General features: G+C 45.3%; 14 protein-coding genes. 3 read left to right on the top strand and 11 right to left on the bottom strand.

Going from position 1 to position 16396, the window contains the following annotated elements:
* The first annotated feature begins 9 nt into the window (after nt 1-9).
* Nucleotides 10-3975: a hybrid sensor histidine kinase/response regulator transcription factor gene (locus HMPREF9944_RS03855; RefSeq protein WP_008564575.1), complete on the top strand. Its 3966-nt coding sequence runs from the start codon at nt 10-12 to the stop codon at nt 3973-3975.
* A gap of 73 nt (nt 3976-4048) precedes the next feature.
* Here HMPREF9944_RS03855 and pnp read toward each other — a convergent pair whose 3' ends face one another.
* Complete coding sequence (gene pnp, locus HMPREF9944_RS03850) at nt 4049-6322, bottom strand: polyribonucleotide nucleotidyltransferase (protein WP_008564573.1); 2274 nt, start codon at nt 6320-6322, stop codon at nt 4049-4051.
* Nucleotides 6323-6481: 159 nt separating this feature from the next.
* Between pnp and crcB the strand changes: the two genes are divergently transcribed.
* Both crcB and HMPREF9944_RS03840 read left to right on the top strand, forming a co-directional pair.
* Entirely contained in the window at nt 6482-6862 is a 381-nt protein-coding gene (gene crcB, locus HMPREF9944_RS03845) for a fluoride efflux transporter CrcB (RefSeq protein ID WP_081475806.1), read from the top strand.
* Nucleotides 6863-7029: 167 nt separating this feature from the next.
* Nucleotides 7030-8202, top strand: a complete 1173-nt coding sequence (locus tag HMPREF9944_RS03840) for a TlpA disulfide reductase family protein (RefSeq protein ID WP_044113313.1) — start codon at nt 7030-7032, stop codon at nt 8200-8202.
* Nucleotides 8203-8531: 329 nt separating this feature from the next.
* Here the strand turns inward: HMPREF9944_RS03840 and HMPREF9944_RS03830 are convergent, their stop codons facing one another.
* The 10 genes from HMPREF9944_RS03830 to HMPREF9944_RS03790 all read right to left on the bottom strand — a co-directional run bounded on the left by HMPREF9944_RS03830 (nt 8532) and on the right by HMPREF9944_RS03790 (nt 16289).
* Nucleotides 8532-8807, bottom strand: coding sequence for a hypothetical protein (locus HMPREF9944_RS03830; protein WP_044113311.1), 276 nt, complete (start codon nt 8805-8807; stop codon nt 8532-8534).
* 116 nt (nt 8808-8923) lie between these two features.
* Nucleotides 8924-9688 carry a hypothetical protein gene (locus HMPREF9944_RS03825; protein WP_244861108.1) on the bottom strand — a complete coding sequence of 255 codons (765 nt, stop codon included), beginning with the start codon at nt 9686-9688 and terminating at the stop codon, nt 8924-8926.
* Between the two features lie 22 nt (nt 9689-9710).
* Nucleotides 9711-10139 carry a hypothetical protein gene (locus tag HMPREF9944_RS03820; RefSeq protein ID WP_008564566.1) on the bottom strand — a complete coding sequence of 143 codons (429 nt, stop codon included), beginning with the start codon at nt 10137-10139 and terminating at the stop codon, nt 9711-9713.
* Between the two features lie 304 nt (nt 10140-10443).
* Nucleotides 10444-11442, bottom strand: coding sequence for an IS3 family transposase (locus HMPREF9944_RS03815; protein WP_008564565.1), 999 nt, complete (start codon nt 11440-11442; stop codon nt 10444-10446).
* A 5-nt stretch (nt 11443-11447) separates the two neighbouring features.
* Nucleotides 11448-11702 (bottom strand): transposase, encoded by a 255-nt coding sequence (locus HMPREF9944_RS13505; RefSeq protein WP_008564564.1) that lies wholly within the window; start codon nt 11700-11702, stop codon nt 11448-11450.
* A gap of 155 nt (nt 11703-11857) precedes the next feature.
* Nucleotides 11858-12568, bottom strand: a complete 711-nt coding sequence (locus HMPREF9944_RS03805; RefSeq protein WP_008564563.1) for an IS4 family transposase — start codon at nt 12566-12568, stop codon at nt 11858-11860.
* A gap of 111 nt (nt 12569-12679) precedes the next feature.
* Nucleotides 12680-13192 carry a hypothetical protein gene (locus tag HMPREF9944_RS03800; RefSeq protein ID WP_008564562.1) on the bottom strand — a complete coding sequence of 171 codons (513 nt, stop codon included), beginning with the start codon at nt 13190-13192 and terminating at the stop codon, nt 12680-12682.
* A 43-nt stretch (nt 13193-13235) separates the two neighbouring features.
* A complete protein-coding gene (locus HMPREF9944_RS12675; protein WP_216594333.1) occupies nt 13236-13487 on the bottom strand; it encodes a hypothetical protein in 252 nt (83 codons plus the stop codon).
* 291 nt (nt 13488-13778) lie between these two features.
* Nucleotides 13779-14087 carry a peptidase associated/transthyretin-like domain-containing protein gene (locus HMPREF9944_RS12930; RefSeq protein ID WP_154652109.1) on the bottom strand — a complete coding sequence of 103 codons (309 nt, stop codon included), beginning with the start codon at nt 14085-14087 and terminating at the stop codon, nt 13779-13781.
* An 867-nt stretch (nt 14088-14954) separates the two neighbouring features.
* The gene (locus HMPREF9944_RS03790; protein WP_008564558.1) at nt 14955-16289 is read right to left on the bottom strand and encodes a DUF2130 domain-containing protein; all 1335 of its coding nucleotides are present in this window, start codon (nt 16287-16289) and stop codon (nt 14955-14957) included.
* Nucleotides 16290-16396: the final 107 nt, after the last annotated feature.

The following is a 16396-nucleotide window of genomic DNA, read 5'->3' as shown; positions in this document are numbered from 1 at the left end:
TAATACCTTATGAAACGCTATCTGCTGCTGTTTTCCCTGCTGTTTACGCTACATGCCCACGCCGGAACGGGCAGACTGTATGACGGCGACAACCAACTTTCGAGCAGTTTCGTCACGAATATCTATCAAGACAAGGACGGTTTCATGTGGATTGCCACGCGAAACGGACTCAACCGCTACGACGGTTATCAGTTCAAGACGCTGAAAAAGGAACACAAGACCTACGGACTTTCGAGCAATTATATCAACTGTGTCTGCCAAGACCGCAAGGGAATGCTCTACATCGGCACCAATCTCACCGTGCAACGCATGGAGAACGGGCGGTTCGCCGACGTCAGATTGCTGACCAACGACAACAAACCCGTGCGCACATATATCACGGATTTGCTCGAAACCCACGATGGAACGATGCTCTTTTCCTCGTCGGGTTACGGCATATTCAGGCTCAACGGCAACGTAGCCCGGCCCATTGGGGCCCTGCGCACGGTGAACTACGTGAGTCATATCGTGGAAGACGGCCGCAACCGCCTTTGGATCGTGAGCGAAGACCAAGGCCTTTTGTGTCTCGACGGCAAGCGGTTGCTGCGCTATTTCACACGTCCCGAAGAGCGAGAACTCGTGAAAGGTGGCGACATTGGGGTAGACCGACAGGGCAATGTCTACGTGGGCATCAAGGGAATGGGCCTGTGGTGCATGGCCAAAGGAGCCAAACAGTTTGTGAAGATAGCTGCAACGGGCAACCTACCCATCGTGAAAGTCTATATAAACCAGGCAGGACAAGTGATGCTGGGCTGTGATGGTTCGGGCCTTTATGTGTACGATCCGAAACATCAACAGCTGGTTTCCAATCCTTATTACGACAACATCGACCTCTCAAAGACCAAGGTTCAAACGATAGTCGAGGACCGTAGCGGCAATATATGGCTGGGATTGTTTCAGAAAGGCGTCTACATGCAGCCCTCAACACACTCGGATTTCGGCTATATGGGACCGAAATCAGGGGCCAACGTGATAGGCAACAACTGCGTGACTGCGGTCTTGCGCGACAAAACGGGCCACATCTGGGTGGGAACCGACCGTGATGGACTTTATTTGTTGGACAAAGACCATCGTCTCGTCCGCCATTATACCACCATACCCGGCACCATTCTCAGCCTGACGGAGGACAGATTGGGCCGCATCTGGACGGGAAGTTATCAGCAAGGTTGTGGCTGGGTGACAGCAAGTTCGGCGACCTATCACCCCGTAGACCTTGAAATGGGTGAGCGACCAAGCATTTTTGGCATCACGACCGACCCCAAAGGAAATCTTTGGTTTGCCTCGATGGGACAGGGATTGGCCTGCCTCGATATCCAAAACTACGGCATCAAGCACTACAGACAGTTGCCCGGAGCCGGTTTCGACCGCAAGATGAACTCGATACCCAACGATTATCTGAACAAAGTTGTGGTGTCGCGCGACGGCCGTCGCGTCTATGTTGCGGGAGCAGTAGGGCTGAGTTGCCTCGATTTGACGGCCGGAAGCTGGACCAATGTCTTTGGAACCAACTGCCCGAACTACAACACCTTTTCGCGCGTATTGCTGGAAGACCGAAGCGGTCGTGTGTGGCTCGGCACCAACGATGGGCTCTATTGCTATGACATCAAGGCACGCAAGCATCGCTTGTTCACCATGCAAAACGGACTATCCGACAACGGTATTGCCTGCATCGAGCAGGATTCGAGGGGCAGGCTGTGGGTAGGAACCGACCACGGACTGTGCTGTATGACGACAGAAGGAAACGTATTGGCTTGTTATTATGCCAACAACGGACTGCAAAGCAACGAGTTCTCCGACGGAGCCTCCTATATAAGCGACGGACGCTACCTGCTTTTGGGCGGAACGGCAGGCATCAACTGGTTTGACACGGCTCGGAAAACGGACCAATTGTGGACGGCCAAGGTGATGATTACAGGGCTTATCGTGGGCAACCAGCAGCAGAATATCGGCATCAACGATAGCAATATCCGGCTGAAATACGAGGACAACTCGTTCTCCATTCAGCTTTCAACCCTCACATACGACGACCCTGACAACATCACCTATCTCTACAGCATCAACAAAGAAGCTTGGGTGAGATTGCAACCCGGCATGAACGAAATCATGTTCAGCCATCTTTCGCCGGGCAATTACACCTTTCGGGTGAAGGCAATGTATAACAATATGCCGTCGGAAGTGAAGGCTTTCACGGTGGAAATAGAGGCACCTTGGTATCGTTCTGCGCCTGCCTACATGGTCTATCTGCTGACGATTGTCGCGCTCATCTGCCTGTTTTACCGCTATCAGAAGCGTAAGACGCGCGACCGCATGCGCCTTCAAGCCCACATGCATGCCGAGGAAATGGGTGAAGCCAAGCTGCGCTTCTTCATGAACATCAGCCATGAAATTCGCACACCGATGACACTTATCATCTCGCCCTTGCTGCAATTGATGAAGGAAGACACTGACCTTCACCGACAAGGCATCTATACCACCATCAAAAGGAACGCCGAACGCATTCTCCATCTCATCAACCAACTCATGGATTTGCGCAAGATTGACAAGGGAATGTTGGCCATGCACATGCAGAAAACGGACTTGGTGGGCTTCATAGACGACGTTTACGCACTCTTCAAAGAGCAGGCCAAGGCGAAGAACATCGACTTCCGCTTCGGGCATGATGGGCCGCTTTCCGTGTGGATAGACCGCAGGAACTTCGACAAAGTGCTGGTGAATATCATCTCGAATGCCTTCAAATACACACCAACAGGGGGCAATATCGCTATTCGCCTCAGCCATACGGACACCGAAGCACGCATCACCATCAGCGATAATGGCGAGAAAATACCCGAAGAAAAGCTGAAACGGATTTTCGAACGCTTCTATCAAGCCGACACAAAAACCAACGATGAGCATATCGGAACAGGCATCGGACTCGACTTGGCACGCTCGATTGTGGAACTGCATTACGGAAATATCGAGGCACACAACCTTGAAAACGAAAGGGGTTGTGCCTTTGTGGTCACGCTGCCCTTGGGGAACAGTCACCTCAAACCTGAAGAAATGATGGCTAAGGAGACTGAAAAAGACGGGCCTATCGACCTCGATGAATCGCAAACTTCACTTGAAAACGCAGGTCAAGAGGGTGAAACGGGAGAAAGACCTCGGCCTTCACTCAACGAACAACTGTCTAATCGCAAGCGTCAGACCATCGTTATTACCGAAGATGATGACGAAATCAGCCACTATCTGCAAACGGAATTGGGGCGCAATTTCCACGTCATTGCCTGCGATAACGGCCGCGAGGCGCTCGATGTTATCCTGAAAAAACTGCCTGCACTGGTCATTACCGACTTGATGATGCCCGTGATGAACGGCAATGAGCTGTGTGCCAAAATCAAAGCAAACGCCAATACAAACCACATTCCCGTCATCATGCTGACGGCAAAGAACCGCGATGAAGACCGATTGGAGGGTTTAGAGACGGGTGCTGACGCCTATATCGTGAAGCCGTTCAACATGGATATCCTGCGACGCACAGTGTTTAACATGCTGCATCAACGCGAATTGCTGCGTAATAAGTTCAACGGCAGCCAGACACAAGAGGGAAAAATCAAACCGATCGCGCTGGATTCGCCCGACGAAAAGCTCATGGAACGCATCTTGAATGTCATCAATGCCAACATCAGCGTGCCCGACTTGAACACGGATATGATTGCCCGAGAAGTGGGAATCAGCCGTGTCCATCTGCACAGAAAGATGAAAGAACTGACCAATCAGACGCCCCACACCTTCATTCGCAACACACGTTTGCAGCAAGCGGCCCGGCTTTTACAGAAAAGCGGACAGAATATTACGGAGGTGATGTACGCCTGTGGCTTCACCAACTCGGCCTCGTTCTCCACCATGTTCAAGAACCTTTACGGCATGTCGCCGCGAGATTACATGAAGAAATAACAAAAAAAAGTCCCTGCACGATGGCTTTCACCATGTACAGGGATTGTTTTTAGGTTGGAATGTCCGTTAAGGATTACTCAACGGCGCCATTATCTGCATCGTTGTCTTGGTGTTCGAAGCGACGACCACGGTTGTTCTCGCGGTAATCTCCGTCACGACGAGGACGACGTTCGCCACGATCAGGACGCGGACGACGCTCACGTTCTACATAACCTTCAGGCTTTTCGAGCAGTGCACGGCAAGAAAGCTTGTACTTACCAGTCTTGGGATCGATCTCCATGAGCTTCACTCTGATCTTGTCTCCCTCTTTGATGCCGGCTTCTTCAACGGTTTCAAGACGCTTCCAACTGATTTCCGAGATGTGAAGTAAGCCATCTCTGCCCGGAAGAATCTCAACGAAACAACCGTAAGGCATCACACTGCGAACCGTACCTTCATAAACCTCGCCCACTTCGGGAACGGCTACGATGGCCTTGATTTTGTTCATTGCGGCCTCGATGCTGTCTCTGTTGGGTGCCGAAACGGTCACATGACCCTTTCCTTCGGTCTCATCAATGGTGATGGTTGCACCGGTTTCTTCCTGCATCTGCTGGATAATCTTACCGCCGGGGCCTATCACTGCACCGATAAACTCCTTGGGAATGTCGAAAGCTTCAATGCGTGGAACCTGTGGTTTAAGCTCTGCACGAGGCTCGGAAATGGTTTCGAGCATGCAATTCAGGATATGTTCGCGGCCGGCCTTGGCCTGCATCAATGCCTGCTCAAGGATTTCGAACGACAAACCGTCGCATTTGATATCCATCTGCGTGGCGGTCAGACCGTCACGTGTGCCGGTGGTCTTGAAATCCATGTCACCCAAGTGATCCTCGTCACCAAGAATGTCACTCAAAATGGCGTATTTATCTTCGCCGGGGTTCTTGATCAAGCCCATAGCAATACCGCTGACAGGCTTTTTCATCGGCACACCTGCGTCCATCAATGCAAGGGTTCCGGCACAAACGGTAGCCATAGAAGAAGACCCGTTCGACTCAAGTATCTGGCTGACCAAGCGAACTGTGTAAGGATAATCCTCGGGAATCTGCCCCTTCAGTCCGCGCCATGCCAGATGACCGTGGCCGATTTCACGACGACCTACGCCACGCTGTGCCTTGGCCTCACCGGTTGAGAACGGAGGAAAGTTATAATGCAGGAGGAAACGCTGGTAGCTTTTCTCCAAAACATCGTCTACAAGCTTCTCATCGAGCTTTGTTCCGAGCGTACAAGTGGAGAGGGAGAGAGTTTCACCACGCTGGAAAAGCGCACTTCCGTGGGGCATTGGGAGCGGAGAAACCTCACACCAAATGGGTCGGATGTCCGTGGTCTTACGACCATCGAGGCGTTGTCCTTCGTCAAGAATACAGCGACGCATGGCATCACGCATCACATCTTCATAGTAACGGTTGGCCTCTGCGTGCTTCTCTTCAAGGTCTTCTTCTGACAAATCGCTGTGCGCAGCATCGTATTTCTCAAGGAAATCGGCCAAAATCTTATCGAAAGCATCGTGGCGTGCCTGCTTTTCGAGCGCCTGTTTATTGATATCATAAACGGGCTGATAAAGCTCTTTCTTGATTTGTTCACGCAAGTCTTCATCGTTGATTTCGTGATCATACTCGCGCTTCACGTCTTTACCGAGTTCCTTAGCCAGCTCTTCTTGAAGCTCGCACATCGGCTTGATGGCCTCAGCTGCAACCTTCAACGCACCGATAAGGTCCTGTTCTGAAACCTCTTTCATCTCGCCTTCCACCATCATGATGTTGTCCTTGGTGGCAGCAACCATCAAGTCCATATCGGCATCTGCCATCTGTTGGGAGGTAGGATTGATGACATATTCGCCCTTAATGCGGGCAACACGAACCTCGGAAATATAATGTTCGAAAGGAATATCAGAGCAAGCCATAGCCGCAGAAGCTGCAAAACCGGCTAAAGCATCGGGCTGGTCTACACCATCGGCCGAAAGAAGCATCACTTGAACATAAACTTCTGCATGGTAATTAGACGGGAAAAGCGGACGAAGTGCCCGGTCAACGAGACGCGAGGTCAATATCTCATTGTCGCTCGCCTTGCCTTCGCGCTTGGTGAAACCACCCGGAAAACGACCTGCAGAACTGTACTGCTCGCGGTAATCAACCTGCAAAGGCATGAAATCTGTACCCGGAACGGCATCCTTTGCTGCACAAACCGTTGCCAAGAGCACTGTGTTGCCCATGCGGAGCACCGCAGCACCATCAGCTTGTTTTGCAACTTTTCCGGTCTCAATCGTGATGGTTCTCCCATCAGGCAATTGAACTGTTTTTGTAATAACGTTCATCTAAATAATTCTTATTGTTTTATCTAACATCTTAAAATCCGCGCAAAGTTACCTATTATATATGAGAAAAAAAAGTAAAAGGCCCATTATTTCATTATTTTATGCAAAAAAGAACCGGCAATAGCGCTTCCAAAGGATAAATTCGTACCTTTGTAGCCGATGATGATACGTTCTATACTGTGTATTGCTGCCGGAGGTGCTTTGGGATCTGTCTCGCGATGGCTGCTACCCAAGCTGTTGCAGGGCACGTTTTTAAGCGTCTTCCCATTGGGAACGATGACCGTCAACCTTTTAGGTTGCCTGCTTATCGGCTTGTTTTATGGCATTGCCGACCGAGGGACAGGCATACAGGAAGGCTGGAAGCTCTTCTTGACCGTGGGATTCTGCGGCGGTTTCACTACGTTCTCCACCTTTTGTAACGAGAGTTTGACGCTGCTTCGCGCCCATCAGCTGTGGCAAGCGACTGCTTATATAGGAGGAAGCGTCTTCTTAGGTATCATCGCAGTCTATGCAGGCCTGCAAATTATCAGGTTGTTCTAACGGAATATCGTCTCTTCTCCCTGTCGTTCCATCACAACGTCATTACGCTCTCATTCCGTTTCCGCCCAGTTTACTTTCGGATTCCCTTCGTTTTTTTCCTTTCAAATTTTGTCGTTTGCCCTAATTGCACTACTTTTGCATTCGGAACATGAAAAATCCATAAGAAAATGAGAATAAGAAAACGCTTTATGATCGCAGCCTTCGCGCTTGCCGCCTTGGGCCTGACTTCCTGCACGAACAAGAAATTCCGCGTTGAGGGTGAGATTTCCAACGCCAAAGACTCCATGCTGTATTTCGAAAACATGAGCCTCAACGGCCCTGTCATTGTGGATTCCGTGAAATTAGGCGAGAACGGGAGTTTCTCTTTCAGTGAAAAGGCCCCCGAAGCCCCCGATTTCTATCGCCTGCGTATTGCCGGACAGATGATCAATGTGAGCATCGACTCCACCGAAACCGTGCACATCAAGGCCACCTATCCTGCAATGGCCACCCAATATGAGGTCAACGGAAGCGAGAACTGCCGTAAAATCAAGGAGCTGGCACGCATGCAACAGGCGCTTCAGACGCAGATTGACAACATCATCAAGCGTCCCGATCTGGGCATCGACGCTGTAGAGGCCACCATCGCAAAGACCCTTGAGGCCTATAAGGACAAGGTGAAGCGCAATTATATCTTTAAGGAACCCATGAAAGCATATGCCTACTTTGCCCTTTTCCAAACCGTTGTACTGGGCGACCAGCAACATCTGATTTTCAATCCGCGCAATAGCAAGGAAGACAACAAGGTATATGCGGCCGTGGCCACGAGTTGGGACACCTTCTACCCAAAAGCCGAGCGCGGAATCAACCTACACAATATCGCCCTGCAGGGCATGAAAGACGCCCGCCTCATCGAAGCTGAACAGCAACGGGCCCGTCTCAGTGCCGAAAAGGTGAAAGTGAGCGGCATCATCGACATTGCATTGCCCGACAACAAGGGCAACATTCGTCGCCTGTCCGACCTTTCCGGAAAGGTAGTCATGCTCGACTTCCACGTCTTTGCCGGCGAAAATAGCACCCGACGCATCATGATGTTGCGCGACCTCTACAATAAATATCACGCCCAAGGCTTTGAAATCTATCAGGTTTCCGTAGACCCCGACGAACATTTCTGGAAGACACAGACGGCCGCACTACCTTGGATCAGCGTCCGAGACGAGGCCGGAACAGAGTCACAGACGCTTAATCTCTACAACGTACAAAGCCTTCCTACGTTCTTCCTCATCGGAAAAGACAACGCAGTGAAGCTGCGCGACGTGCAAGTGAAAGACATTGATGCTGCCATCAAGAGCCTACTCTGACGGATAACCTCCCTTTCGCGGTTTCCACCGACAGCCTGCAACGGTCACCCCCTGTTGCAGGCTGTTTTTCATTTGCAAGGAAACATGTCTTCAGCGGCATCTCTTCCCACGCCACTCCAAGCAGAGTCAAGCGTACTTAAGCATGTTCAATCTGCGCAATTAAAGCCTGAGCTTTTGAAATACTCAAAAAACAAACAACTCATAGCAAAAATTAAACATCTCCTTTCCATATGTGTATCGCAAGAACTATTCTCTTTCTTCCTTTACCGACAAATAATGAAAGGAGATATGTAACATTCTTTTTTTCTTGTCCAAGACCAATTTCAGTTTCATTGGGAAGGTCCTTGTTTTGGTTCGGTAGTGTAATGTTCTATCAATGGCCCTTTGAAATCATAGCTTTTGATGAACCGATACATATTTTCAAAAGGGAATGACTTCGGATGCACCAACCAAACAGTGTCTACCCGTCCATTTCCATTCACCACGACGTTTACGACTACGGAATCTTGAATGGCAAGAAGGTCTTCTTTGTGGCGTGTTGTTATGTATGAAGCCAAGCTATTCCTGAACAATTTCACTTTCTGTTCATATTTCTGCTCTTTCATTTCCGGGACGAATTCAGCAAGCAAGTGCAAATTTACAGAATAATTCTATAAAAACAATCGAAATCTGTCCAGTCCATTTAGCTTCCTACGGCCAATCCTCGCCAATATGTCGCTGATCACCAATATTCTATTTTTCTTTTTGAGCGCATTTTCTTTCCTTCTTGAGTAGCATAATAACTCTTCGTCCAATTTCCTTTATTATCAAAATTAGAATATGTGAGTTGTACTTTATTTAATTCGCTGTCAGCATAGGGAACAATACCACTCAAAACTGATAGACTATCTGATTTTCTTATCTCGTCTGTTAATTGCCCCATTTCATTATAGGAATAGAATACACTGTCTGTTCCATTGAAAGACTTGGTTTCTAGAATTTTCTGCTTCTTTTTATTATAATAACAATTCACTTTCGAGACATTGCCATTTTCCTTTTGCCAAGCGGTTGCCTCTTCATAGCTTATCAGCAAATCACCGTCATATACAAAGTTGTCTATATATAATGATACGGTTGCCGAACCATTCATGTACACCCTGCGTTTGTAACATTTTCCAGAAGGAGAAAAGTAGTCTTCGTATTTCTTCACCAATTTGGGGTACGGAGCACTCATGTCTGTTATACTTGTCACTACGACACTGTCCATGATCCTGTAATCATATGTATAATCAGACTTCAATTTTCCTTTGTAAAAGCTCTGCTCACGAATAAGAAAGCCTCGTCTGGCGAAATGACAAACAATGCTCCATTTGTCGTGTGTTGTAGTACTAATCTTCCTTATCCCTGTAACACTTATACGGTTATTACTGTCCACTCTCGGATTCGAAGGATACCCAGGAACAACAATTCCTGCAAATAAAAAGATAAGGTAAAATAGGTTCTCCATTTTGTACATTTAGTTGTCCTTATTAGCAAGCACATTGTTTGCGTTTGTCTCCATTTTTGATAACAGTCTGCTTGAATTCTTTTGCTTCTCTATCGTAATAGACCGAATTCCATAAGTCGTTAAATTCCTTTTCGGTTATCATATTTATACCCATCTTTTTGAAATCTTCCAATTCGCAATTTGTATCCAGCCAATAACCATAATTTCTATCGTCTGGCATTTTTACAATAATCCTACCATCTTTAGCAAATCCAATTTCTCTGTTTGCAATATGATTTACCACATCGTCATATTCAATAAACCATAGAGTAACATCCTCTATTTTATCATCAAAATCAGGATTTGCACTGAGTGGAACGATCATCTTATGCAGCAAACGACACCATAAGCTTCGTTTTGTTTTATTGTTCTGCTTTTTTTCTGATGACCACTTTAAAATAAAATATTTCATAAATTTGTACTACTTAATATTTAACGAAACCAATGCCATGAGTCTTCATCATTTAATCGCCATTTATAATGAATATGTCCTGGATCAGCAGTGCGCCAATTGTCATAAGGAAATTTTGTATTTCTCAAATTTTGATTTATGTTTCTTAAAGTAGGATTACCTATCTTTTTTGTGTAATATGGTGATGCCCCCCAGCGAAGAGATTTTGTTTGAAAGTCTCCACTCTTAGAATAAGAATTTCCTAACCTAACCCATTGCTTCCATCTGTACGTTGTCAAACGAAAGTGCACAACTGCAAATATAGTTATTTACTCCGATACTTCATTCTTTTATTTTCAAAAATTCTTTTGTTGATTGAATCTTGCTTTATTATTTCTCTTATCTTTTTGATTTTCTCCCCTTGCCCTAAATATACATCTCTAGGTGTAAGATTATCCAACGATTCATGAAACCTCCTCTCATTATAGTATTTCACCCACTCATCAATAGCCTTTTCTAATTCAGAGGGGCAGAAATAATGATTTAGTTTTATCACATTCTTCATTGATCGATGATATCGCTCTATCTTCCCTTGCGTCTGTGGATGCAAGGGCTTGCCATGAATATGCTTGATGTTATATACCTTACCGAGATACTCCTTGAGCGAGGAAGCAATATAACATGGCCCATTGTCAGATAGTAAGCAAGGAGGATTCTGAAGTGTAACTCCTGCCTTCTCAATTGCTTTGTCTATTGTTTTGGATACATCTTCAGAGGTCATGCTCGAGCATAGCTCCCAATGGATAATATACATGCTGTAGTCATCGATTACCGTAGAGAGATAATACCAGCCCCAACCCTTGACTTTGAAATAGGTAAAATCGGTCTGCCACATCTCATTGGCAAATTTAGTCTTATGATGGAACTCGTCGGCTGCAAGGACGAAATCATGCTCCATACGTTCCAATAGACCTCTTTCGCGCAAAATACGATAAAAGCTTGATTCTGAAACGAATATCTGACTTTCCTCCAATAAAAGGACGGATAACTCTCTGGGAGTGAGCTCAGGATGCTCTAAAGAAAGTTCAACCACTATTTGTCGAATATTGTCGGGGATTCGGTTCCATGTCGTCTGCCTCCTATAAGGCGTTTCTCTAAGAGCATTCACTCCCCCAGTGGCATATTTCTGATACCAGTTATAAAAAGTACGCCTTGGACTACCTAAACGTTTGAGGGCCTGAACAATACTTAACTCTGAACGCTTTACTGACAGAACTATAGTCTCTTTCTCTTCCGCGCTATAACGTATATACGATTCATGCATAGGGCTTATTCGATGAGTTTCAAGCTTTTTTTTACAACGTCATATCTTACTGCCAAATCGGCAAGGGCTTTCTTTAAGCGAATATTTTCCTGACGAAGTTCCTTCACCTCATCACTTGTTGCTTCACGGACGATGTCACCATCAAGGCGAGCTTTACCTGCCTCAATAAATTCCTTATTCCATTTGTAATAAGTACTATCGGATATGCCATATTTACGGCAGAGCTCTGCGATGCTCTGTTCGCTACGGATTCCTTCCATCACAATTAAAACCTTTTATTCTGAAGTGAAAATTCGTTTCGTGTTACGACGAATATCCTTTAACAAGGATTCTGACGTTCTCTGCTGAGAACCTGCTGAAAGATTCTTTTTTGTTGTCATTGTGCAAATATACTTTTTTATTAATATAATTCATACTAAAACCCCAAACTTAATTGAGGTCCCAGTTGTGCACTTTTATTTGACAACGTACACTCTCTGACAACAAAGAAGGCTCCTATACGTTTGATAAGGCAAAGCTGGGCCGTGTTCATGTAGCCTCTGTCGAAGATATACAAAGCACCCTGTTCATAGGGGATTAGGTGCATCATCTTTGAATCGTGGATGTCTCCGTTTGTAATCACGAAGAAAGAAGGGATGTCCGTCTTGACATCATACAAGGTATGCATCTTAACTGCTCCCTTGTCATGATGAAGCCTGCTCCACCAGAATATCTGAAGACTGAGGGAAACCATCGTAGAGTCAAAGGCATAGACAGAACCTTCATAGAAGGAATCTTCAGAGACACTTCCAATCCGATACTCACGAGCCTCCTGTGCAAGATAAACTGCCATCTCTTCGAAGATCCTAGCTTCGCGCTGTTCGTTAGCCTTCGAGAGATTGCTTCTTGTCACAGCCTCGCCAAATCCAAGTCTGTTAAACTTGGACTTATGCGCATTGAGTGTAGAAACGAGGTCTCTTAGGCTCTCACGCTGTGTAAGCTGTGCGAAAATCATAACCAATAAATGATTCCAGCAAGTAAACTTCTTTACGTATTTATTACCTTCATATTTCTTTACAAGCCAATCAAACTTTATTTTCGGGAGAAAGTCTGTCAACTGGCTAAAAATGTATTTACCTTGATTCATGGGTGTACTGATACTTACAGATTGTTACTTCCTGCAAAGTTAGCCAGTTCTAACCCATAGAGTCCATTTAGGGGTCGTATTTATTTATCGTTCAGCATATTATGCCATTTGTTAATCGATTTTAGTGGACACTAGTGAATGATCTTCAGCAGAATCTACGTCCCTGTATTCATACAGGCTATTACAAAAATCCTTCTTGATTACAGTCTTTCTGTCATAAAGTTTTTTTGTACGAATCTCTTCCAACGAATAGTGTGTTACCACCCAGTGCTTTATGGCATATATGTAACACGTATCGTTATTTTTAAATGAGTATGGACTAGCAAATACCATAGAATCTGGCGGTGCATAGAAAAAATTATCAATAACCACTTTTTCTCTATGTATATAAATCCAAGTTGTATCTTTTGGCATAATAGGCCTCTTAGTGTCTTTAGGATATTTACTCCAATATATCCAATTGTCAAGAGTATCCGACTCTGATAGTTCAATATAAAGAGTATCATTTGTGCAATTTCTTATACAAAATGCAGTAATTCTGTCCATAACACAAGAATAGAGTACAAATACTCCTAAAATAATAGACGCTAAAAATAGAATTTTATCAATTTTCTGTTTACTCATAAGCCTATGTATTTACTAATGGTTCTAGTAGTTCTAGCATCATTTAAAAACAAAAACCTTTCCAACCAAATTTTGCAAACTTAAGTAATGTATTAAGTTCTTTTGATGGATAGTAAAATTGCCAATTCTTTGGTGAAAGATTCTCCATTCCAAGCCATTTTGTTCCAAAGTATTGCTTTGCCAAATAGTTTGCCCAAGTCTCTGTCCAGTAAGTACTATGTGTGTGTGTACCTAATAGCCAGTCATATCCACAATTATATGCGCTTTCTTTTGCTATGACATTATAATTATCCACAAAATCTACTATCCTATACTGAATATTTACCAGTCTACCAAATGTCCATTACGCCAAATTTTACTACTTTATAAATAGTTTGGATATATGCAATCAACTCTGTTTTTCGCACGAATGACGCTTATGCTATCACTATCAGAACACGACAATTCAATAAATAATTCGTATGTTCCTTTATTTAGTTTATCTAACGATCTTGCATAAAACTGTATGATTTTGTCAATGTAAGAAACTGAGCCGAGCGTACTACAAAAATGCAGAATCTGAAAGTGTTGTTTTATCTTTTCCATATCATTTTTCTCTTTTCAGTATTATGATTGCAATGCTATCTGTATTTATTTTCAGTTTCTGTCTGCTTTCGATAAAGCCTTTTCTTGAAAAAAGAAAGTTCATTTCACCCCGGTGCTTCCATCCTGCCATGCTGATAAATTTAAACCTTCCTGCAGAATCAGTACGAACCTTTACACCGCTACTTGTAATGATAACGCTATCTAATGGAACATTATTGGCATCTGTAACAATACCATTCAGATATATAACGCTTTCACATGAACATAAAGCAATCCCAGTCAATGCACAAAACATTATCTTTCGTATCACTCTCATATGTACCTATTCATTATATGGATTACCCACGGTATTGTACCCGTGCGACATCAGCCATTTTGCCACGCTGTTTCAGCCATTGTGCGAACCAATATCTATCATTTCACACGATAATATCAGCCACATTGGTTCGCAATATCAGTCATATTGGTTCGCTTCTGCCACCTTGCTCCCCCAACCGGCATGGAAGGCGAATCCCAGGAAAATGTTTTTCGATTTCGTACTGATGCAAATATACAAAATTTTGCAAGCGATTGCAAGAGTTTCGCAGTTTTTTTTTATAATCGAAACGGCCGGCAATGTTTTTTAAGCAAAAAAGCGGAAACGACGACGGCGGCGAAAATAAAAACCATCTTGAGAAGGAACGGCGGCGACGACAACTCTTTCTACTTCTTTTTCTTCGTCTTTCTTTTTTCTTGTTCTTTGTTCTTTAGAAACATAACCAACTGATTATCAAGCTTTCCATTTGTTAATTAATTTAAACTTTTTGTTGTTTAACATTAATTTACACGACATTTGAACAAAAAATCAAGCAAAAAATCGGTTGAAAAAACGGTGTTTTAATCTCATCGGTCATTGGCTATTGTGTCACTATCTTTTTCAAATGATCGATTGGAGATGGAGCGTCTTTTTAAATCAACTTGATCGGACGCACGAACCGTGCGTCCCTACATGGCTACTTCGGCCATATTATCGTACAATGCGGCTGATGTTCCACCGCAACGGCCGCACTCCTGACGCCACAAAGACTTGTCTTGCCCCGCATGTCCTTTTCCTTTCTCCGGAAAAACGGAGACGACTGCAGACCGCAAGGCTGTCGTTCCCAACAGACAACCCACTATTTCGCAGAAGCCCGAGCCCTTATTCCTCGTCCGTGTCCTCTTCTTGCCGGCGGACCTCATCAAACTTGGCCTTCATCGTGGGGTTGTTGTGGGTGAGTTTCTTGATTGTGAGCGCCTCGGCCTTGTTGTTGGCCAGTCGCAGATTGTTCTCGCTGCCCAAGAGGGCCGATTTGATTTTCTGAAGATGCTCGATCGACTTATCGATTTCCTCAATGGCTTTTTGGAATTTCTCGCTGGCCAGCCGATAGTTGTTGGCAAACTTGTCTTTGAAATCCATGAGCCGGCTCTCGAAATTGGTGACATCGACCGACTGACTCTGTGCGATTGCCAGCTGTTGCTTATATGCCAGGCTCTTTTTAGAGGTCTGGACCAAGAGCGAAATGAGTGGCAGAAAGAATTGCGGACGAATGACATACATCTTGTCATAGCGATAAGAGACGTCTACGATGCCACCGTTGTAGAGTTCGTTATCGGGTTCCAAGAGCGACACCAGCACGGCAAACTCGCAACCTTTTGCACGTCGGTCGCTATCCAGCTTCTTGAAAAAGTCTTCATTCTTGTGTTTCGTGGCTGTTTCGTCAGCTTCGTTTTTCATTTCAAACATAATCGACACGTATTCCGTACCATCTTCGGCATAATCACGAAAGATAAAGTCGCCTTTCGTACCTCCCGATGCGTCGTTGTCTTTCTCAAAATAGGCGTTAGGAAGCATCGAACGCATGGTCTGGTTGAACAGCGTTGCGCAATGAATCTCAAGCGTTTCGCCAATCATCTTGGTCGACATACGCGTCTTCAAGTCTCTGTAATACTCCACCTGCTCCTGTGCAGCCTTCAGTTTCAGCTCATATTGCTCCTTGATAGCGTTCTCGTGGTTGGCCGCCTTCTGTTTGTCGAGTTCCACCGAGGCCTTCAACTGCGCAATCTCCGCCTCCCGATGCTGCAAACTGTCTTGTGCTTTGCGCTGTTCTTCCATCACCGCCATCTTCAACCGGCTGTCGTTCTCGTTGAGCGAGGCTTGCAAGGCTGCAATCTCTTGGTCTTTCTGAGCCAAAGCCAGCGAAATTTCGCCCTTTTTCTTCTCTTCCGCATGCCCGAGTTCCGTCTGCAAACGGACTATCTCGGCCTCTTTTTCCGATAACTTCTGCGCTTGCCTGCTTCGTTCTTGCTGATATTGTTGCTCAGCTTTGGCCGCAACGAGAGCCTCTTCGGCCTTATGACGTTCATGTAATTCAACAAGACGACGATTGATTTCGGCATCAAACTCGGCATTCTTCACTTGGTTCACAATAGAAGCATAGCCTGCTTCGTCTACCGTGAAGGCCTTATGACAATTGGGACAGATGAGTTCTTTCATTCTTTTTTCTTGATATAAATGGGTACACCCGACTTTTTAAGTCGGCTTTCTGTCGTTTTTATGCTCCTTATAAGGTCACGACAGAAACTATCGTGTGCACAAATTTA

The organism is Segatella maculosa OT 289 (genome assembly GCF_000243015.1).
Classification (GTDB): domain Bacteria; phylum Bacteroidota; class Bacteroidia; order Bacteroidales; family Bacteroidaceae; genus Prevotella; species Prevotella maculosa.
This window is presented reverse-complemented; position numbering and strand designations above follow the sequence as displayed.

Coding starts and splice junctions, on each gene's coding strand:
- HMPREF9944_RS03855 (WP_008564575.1), top strand. CDS start 10: ATGAAACGCTATCTGCTGCTGTTTTCCCTGCTGTTTACGCTACATGCC.
- pnp (WP_008564573.1), bottom strand. CDS start 6,322: ATGAACGTTATTACAAAAACAGTTCAATTGCCTGATGGGAGAACCATC.
- crcB (WP_081475806.1), top strand. CDS start 6,482: ATGATGATACGTTCTATACTGTGTATTGCTGCCGGAGGTGCTTTGGGA.
- HMPREF9944_RS03840 (WP_044113313.1), top strand. CDS start 7,030: ATGAGAATAAGAAAACGCTTTATGATCGCAGCCTTCGCGCTTGCCGCC.
- HMPREF9944_RS03830 (WP_044113311.1), bottom strand. CDS start 8,807: ATGAAAGAGCAGAAATATGAACAGAAAGTGAAATTGTTCAGGAATAGC.
- HMPREF9944_RS03825 (WP_244861108.1), bottom strand. CDS start 9,688: ATGGAGAACCTATTTTACCTTATCTTTTTATTTGCAGGAATTGTTGTT.
- HMPREF9944_RS03820 (WP_008564566.1), bottom strand. CDS start 10,139: ATGAAATATTTTATTTTAAAGTGGTCATCAGAAAAAAAGCAGAACAAT.
- HMPREF9944_RS03815 (WP_008564565.1), bottom strand. CDS start 11,442: ATGCATGAATCGTATATACGTTATAGCGCGGAAGAGAAAGAGACTATA.
- HMPREF9944_RS13505 (WP_008564564.1), bottom strand. CDS start 11,702: ATGGAAGGAATCCGTAGCGAACAGAGCATCGCAGAGCTCTGCCGTAAA.
- HMPREF9944_RS03805 (WP_008564563.1), bottom strand. CDS start 12,568: ATGAATCAAGGTAAATACATTTTTAGCCAGTTGACAGACTTTCTCCCG.
- HMPREF9944_RS03800 (WP_008564562.1), bottom strand. CDS start 13,192: ATGAGTAAACAGAAAATTGATAAAATTCTATTTTTAGCGTCTATTATT.
- HMPREF9944_RS03790 (WP_008564558.1), bottom strand. CDS start 16,289: ATGAAAGAACTCATCTGTCCCAATTGTCATAAGGCCTTCACGGTAGAC.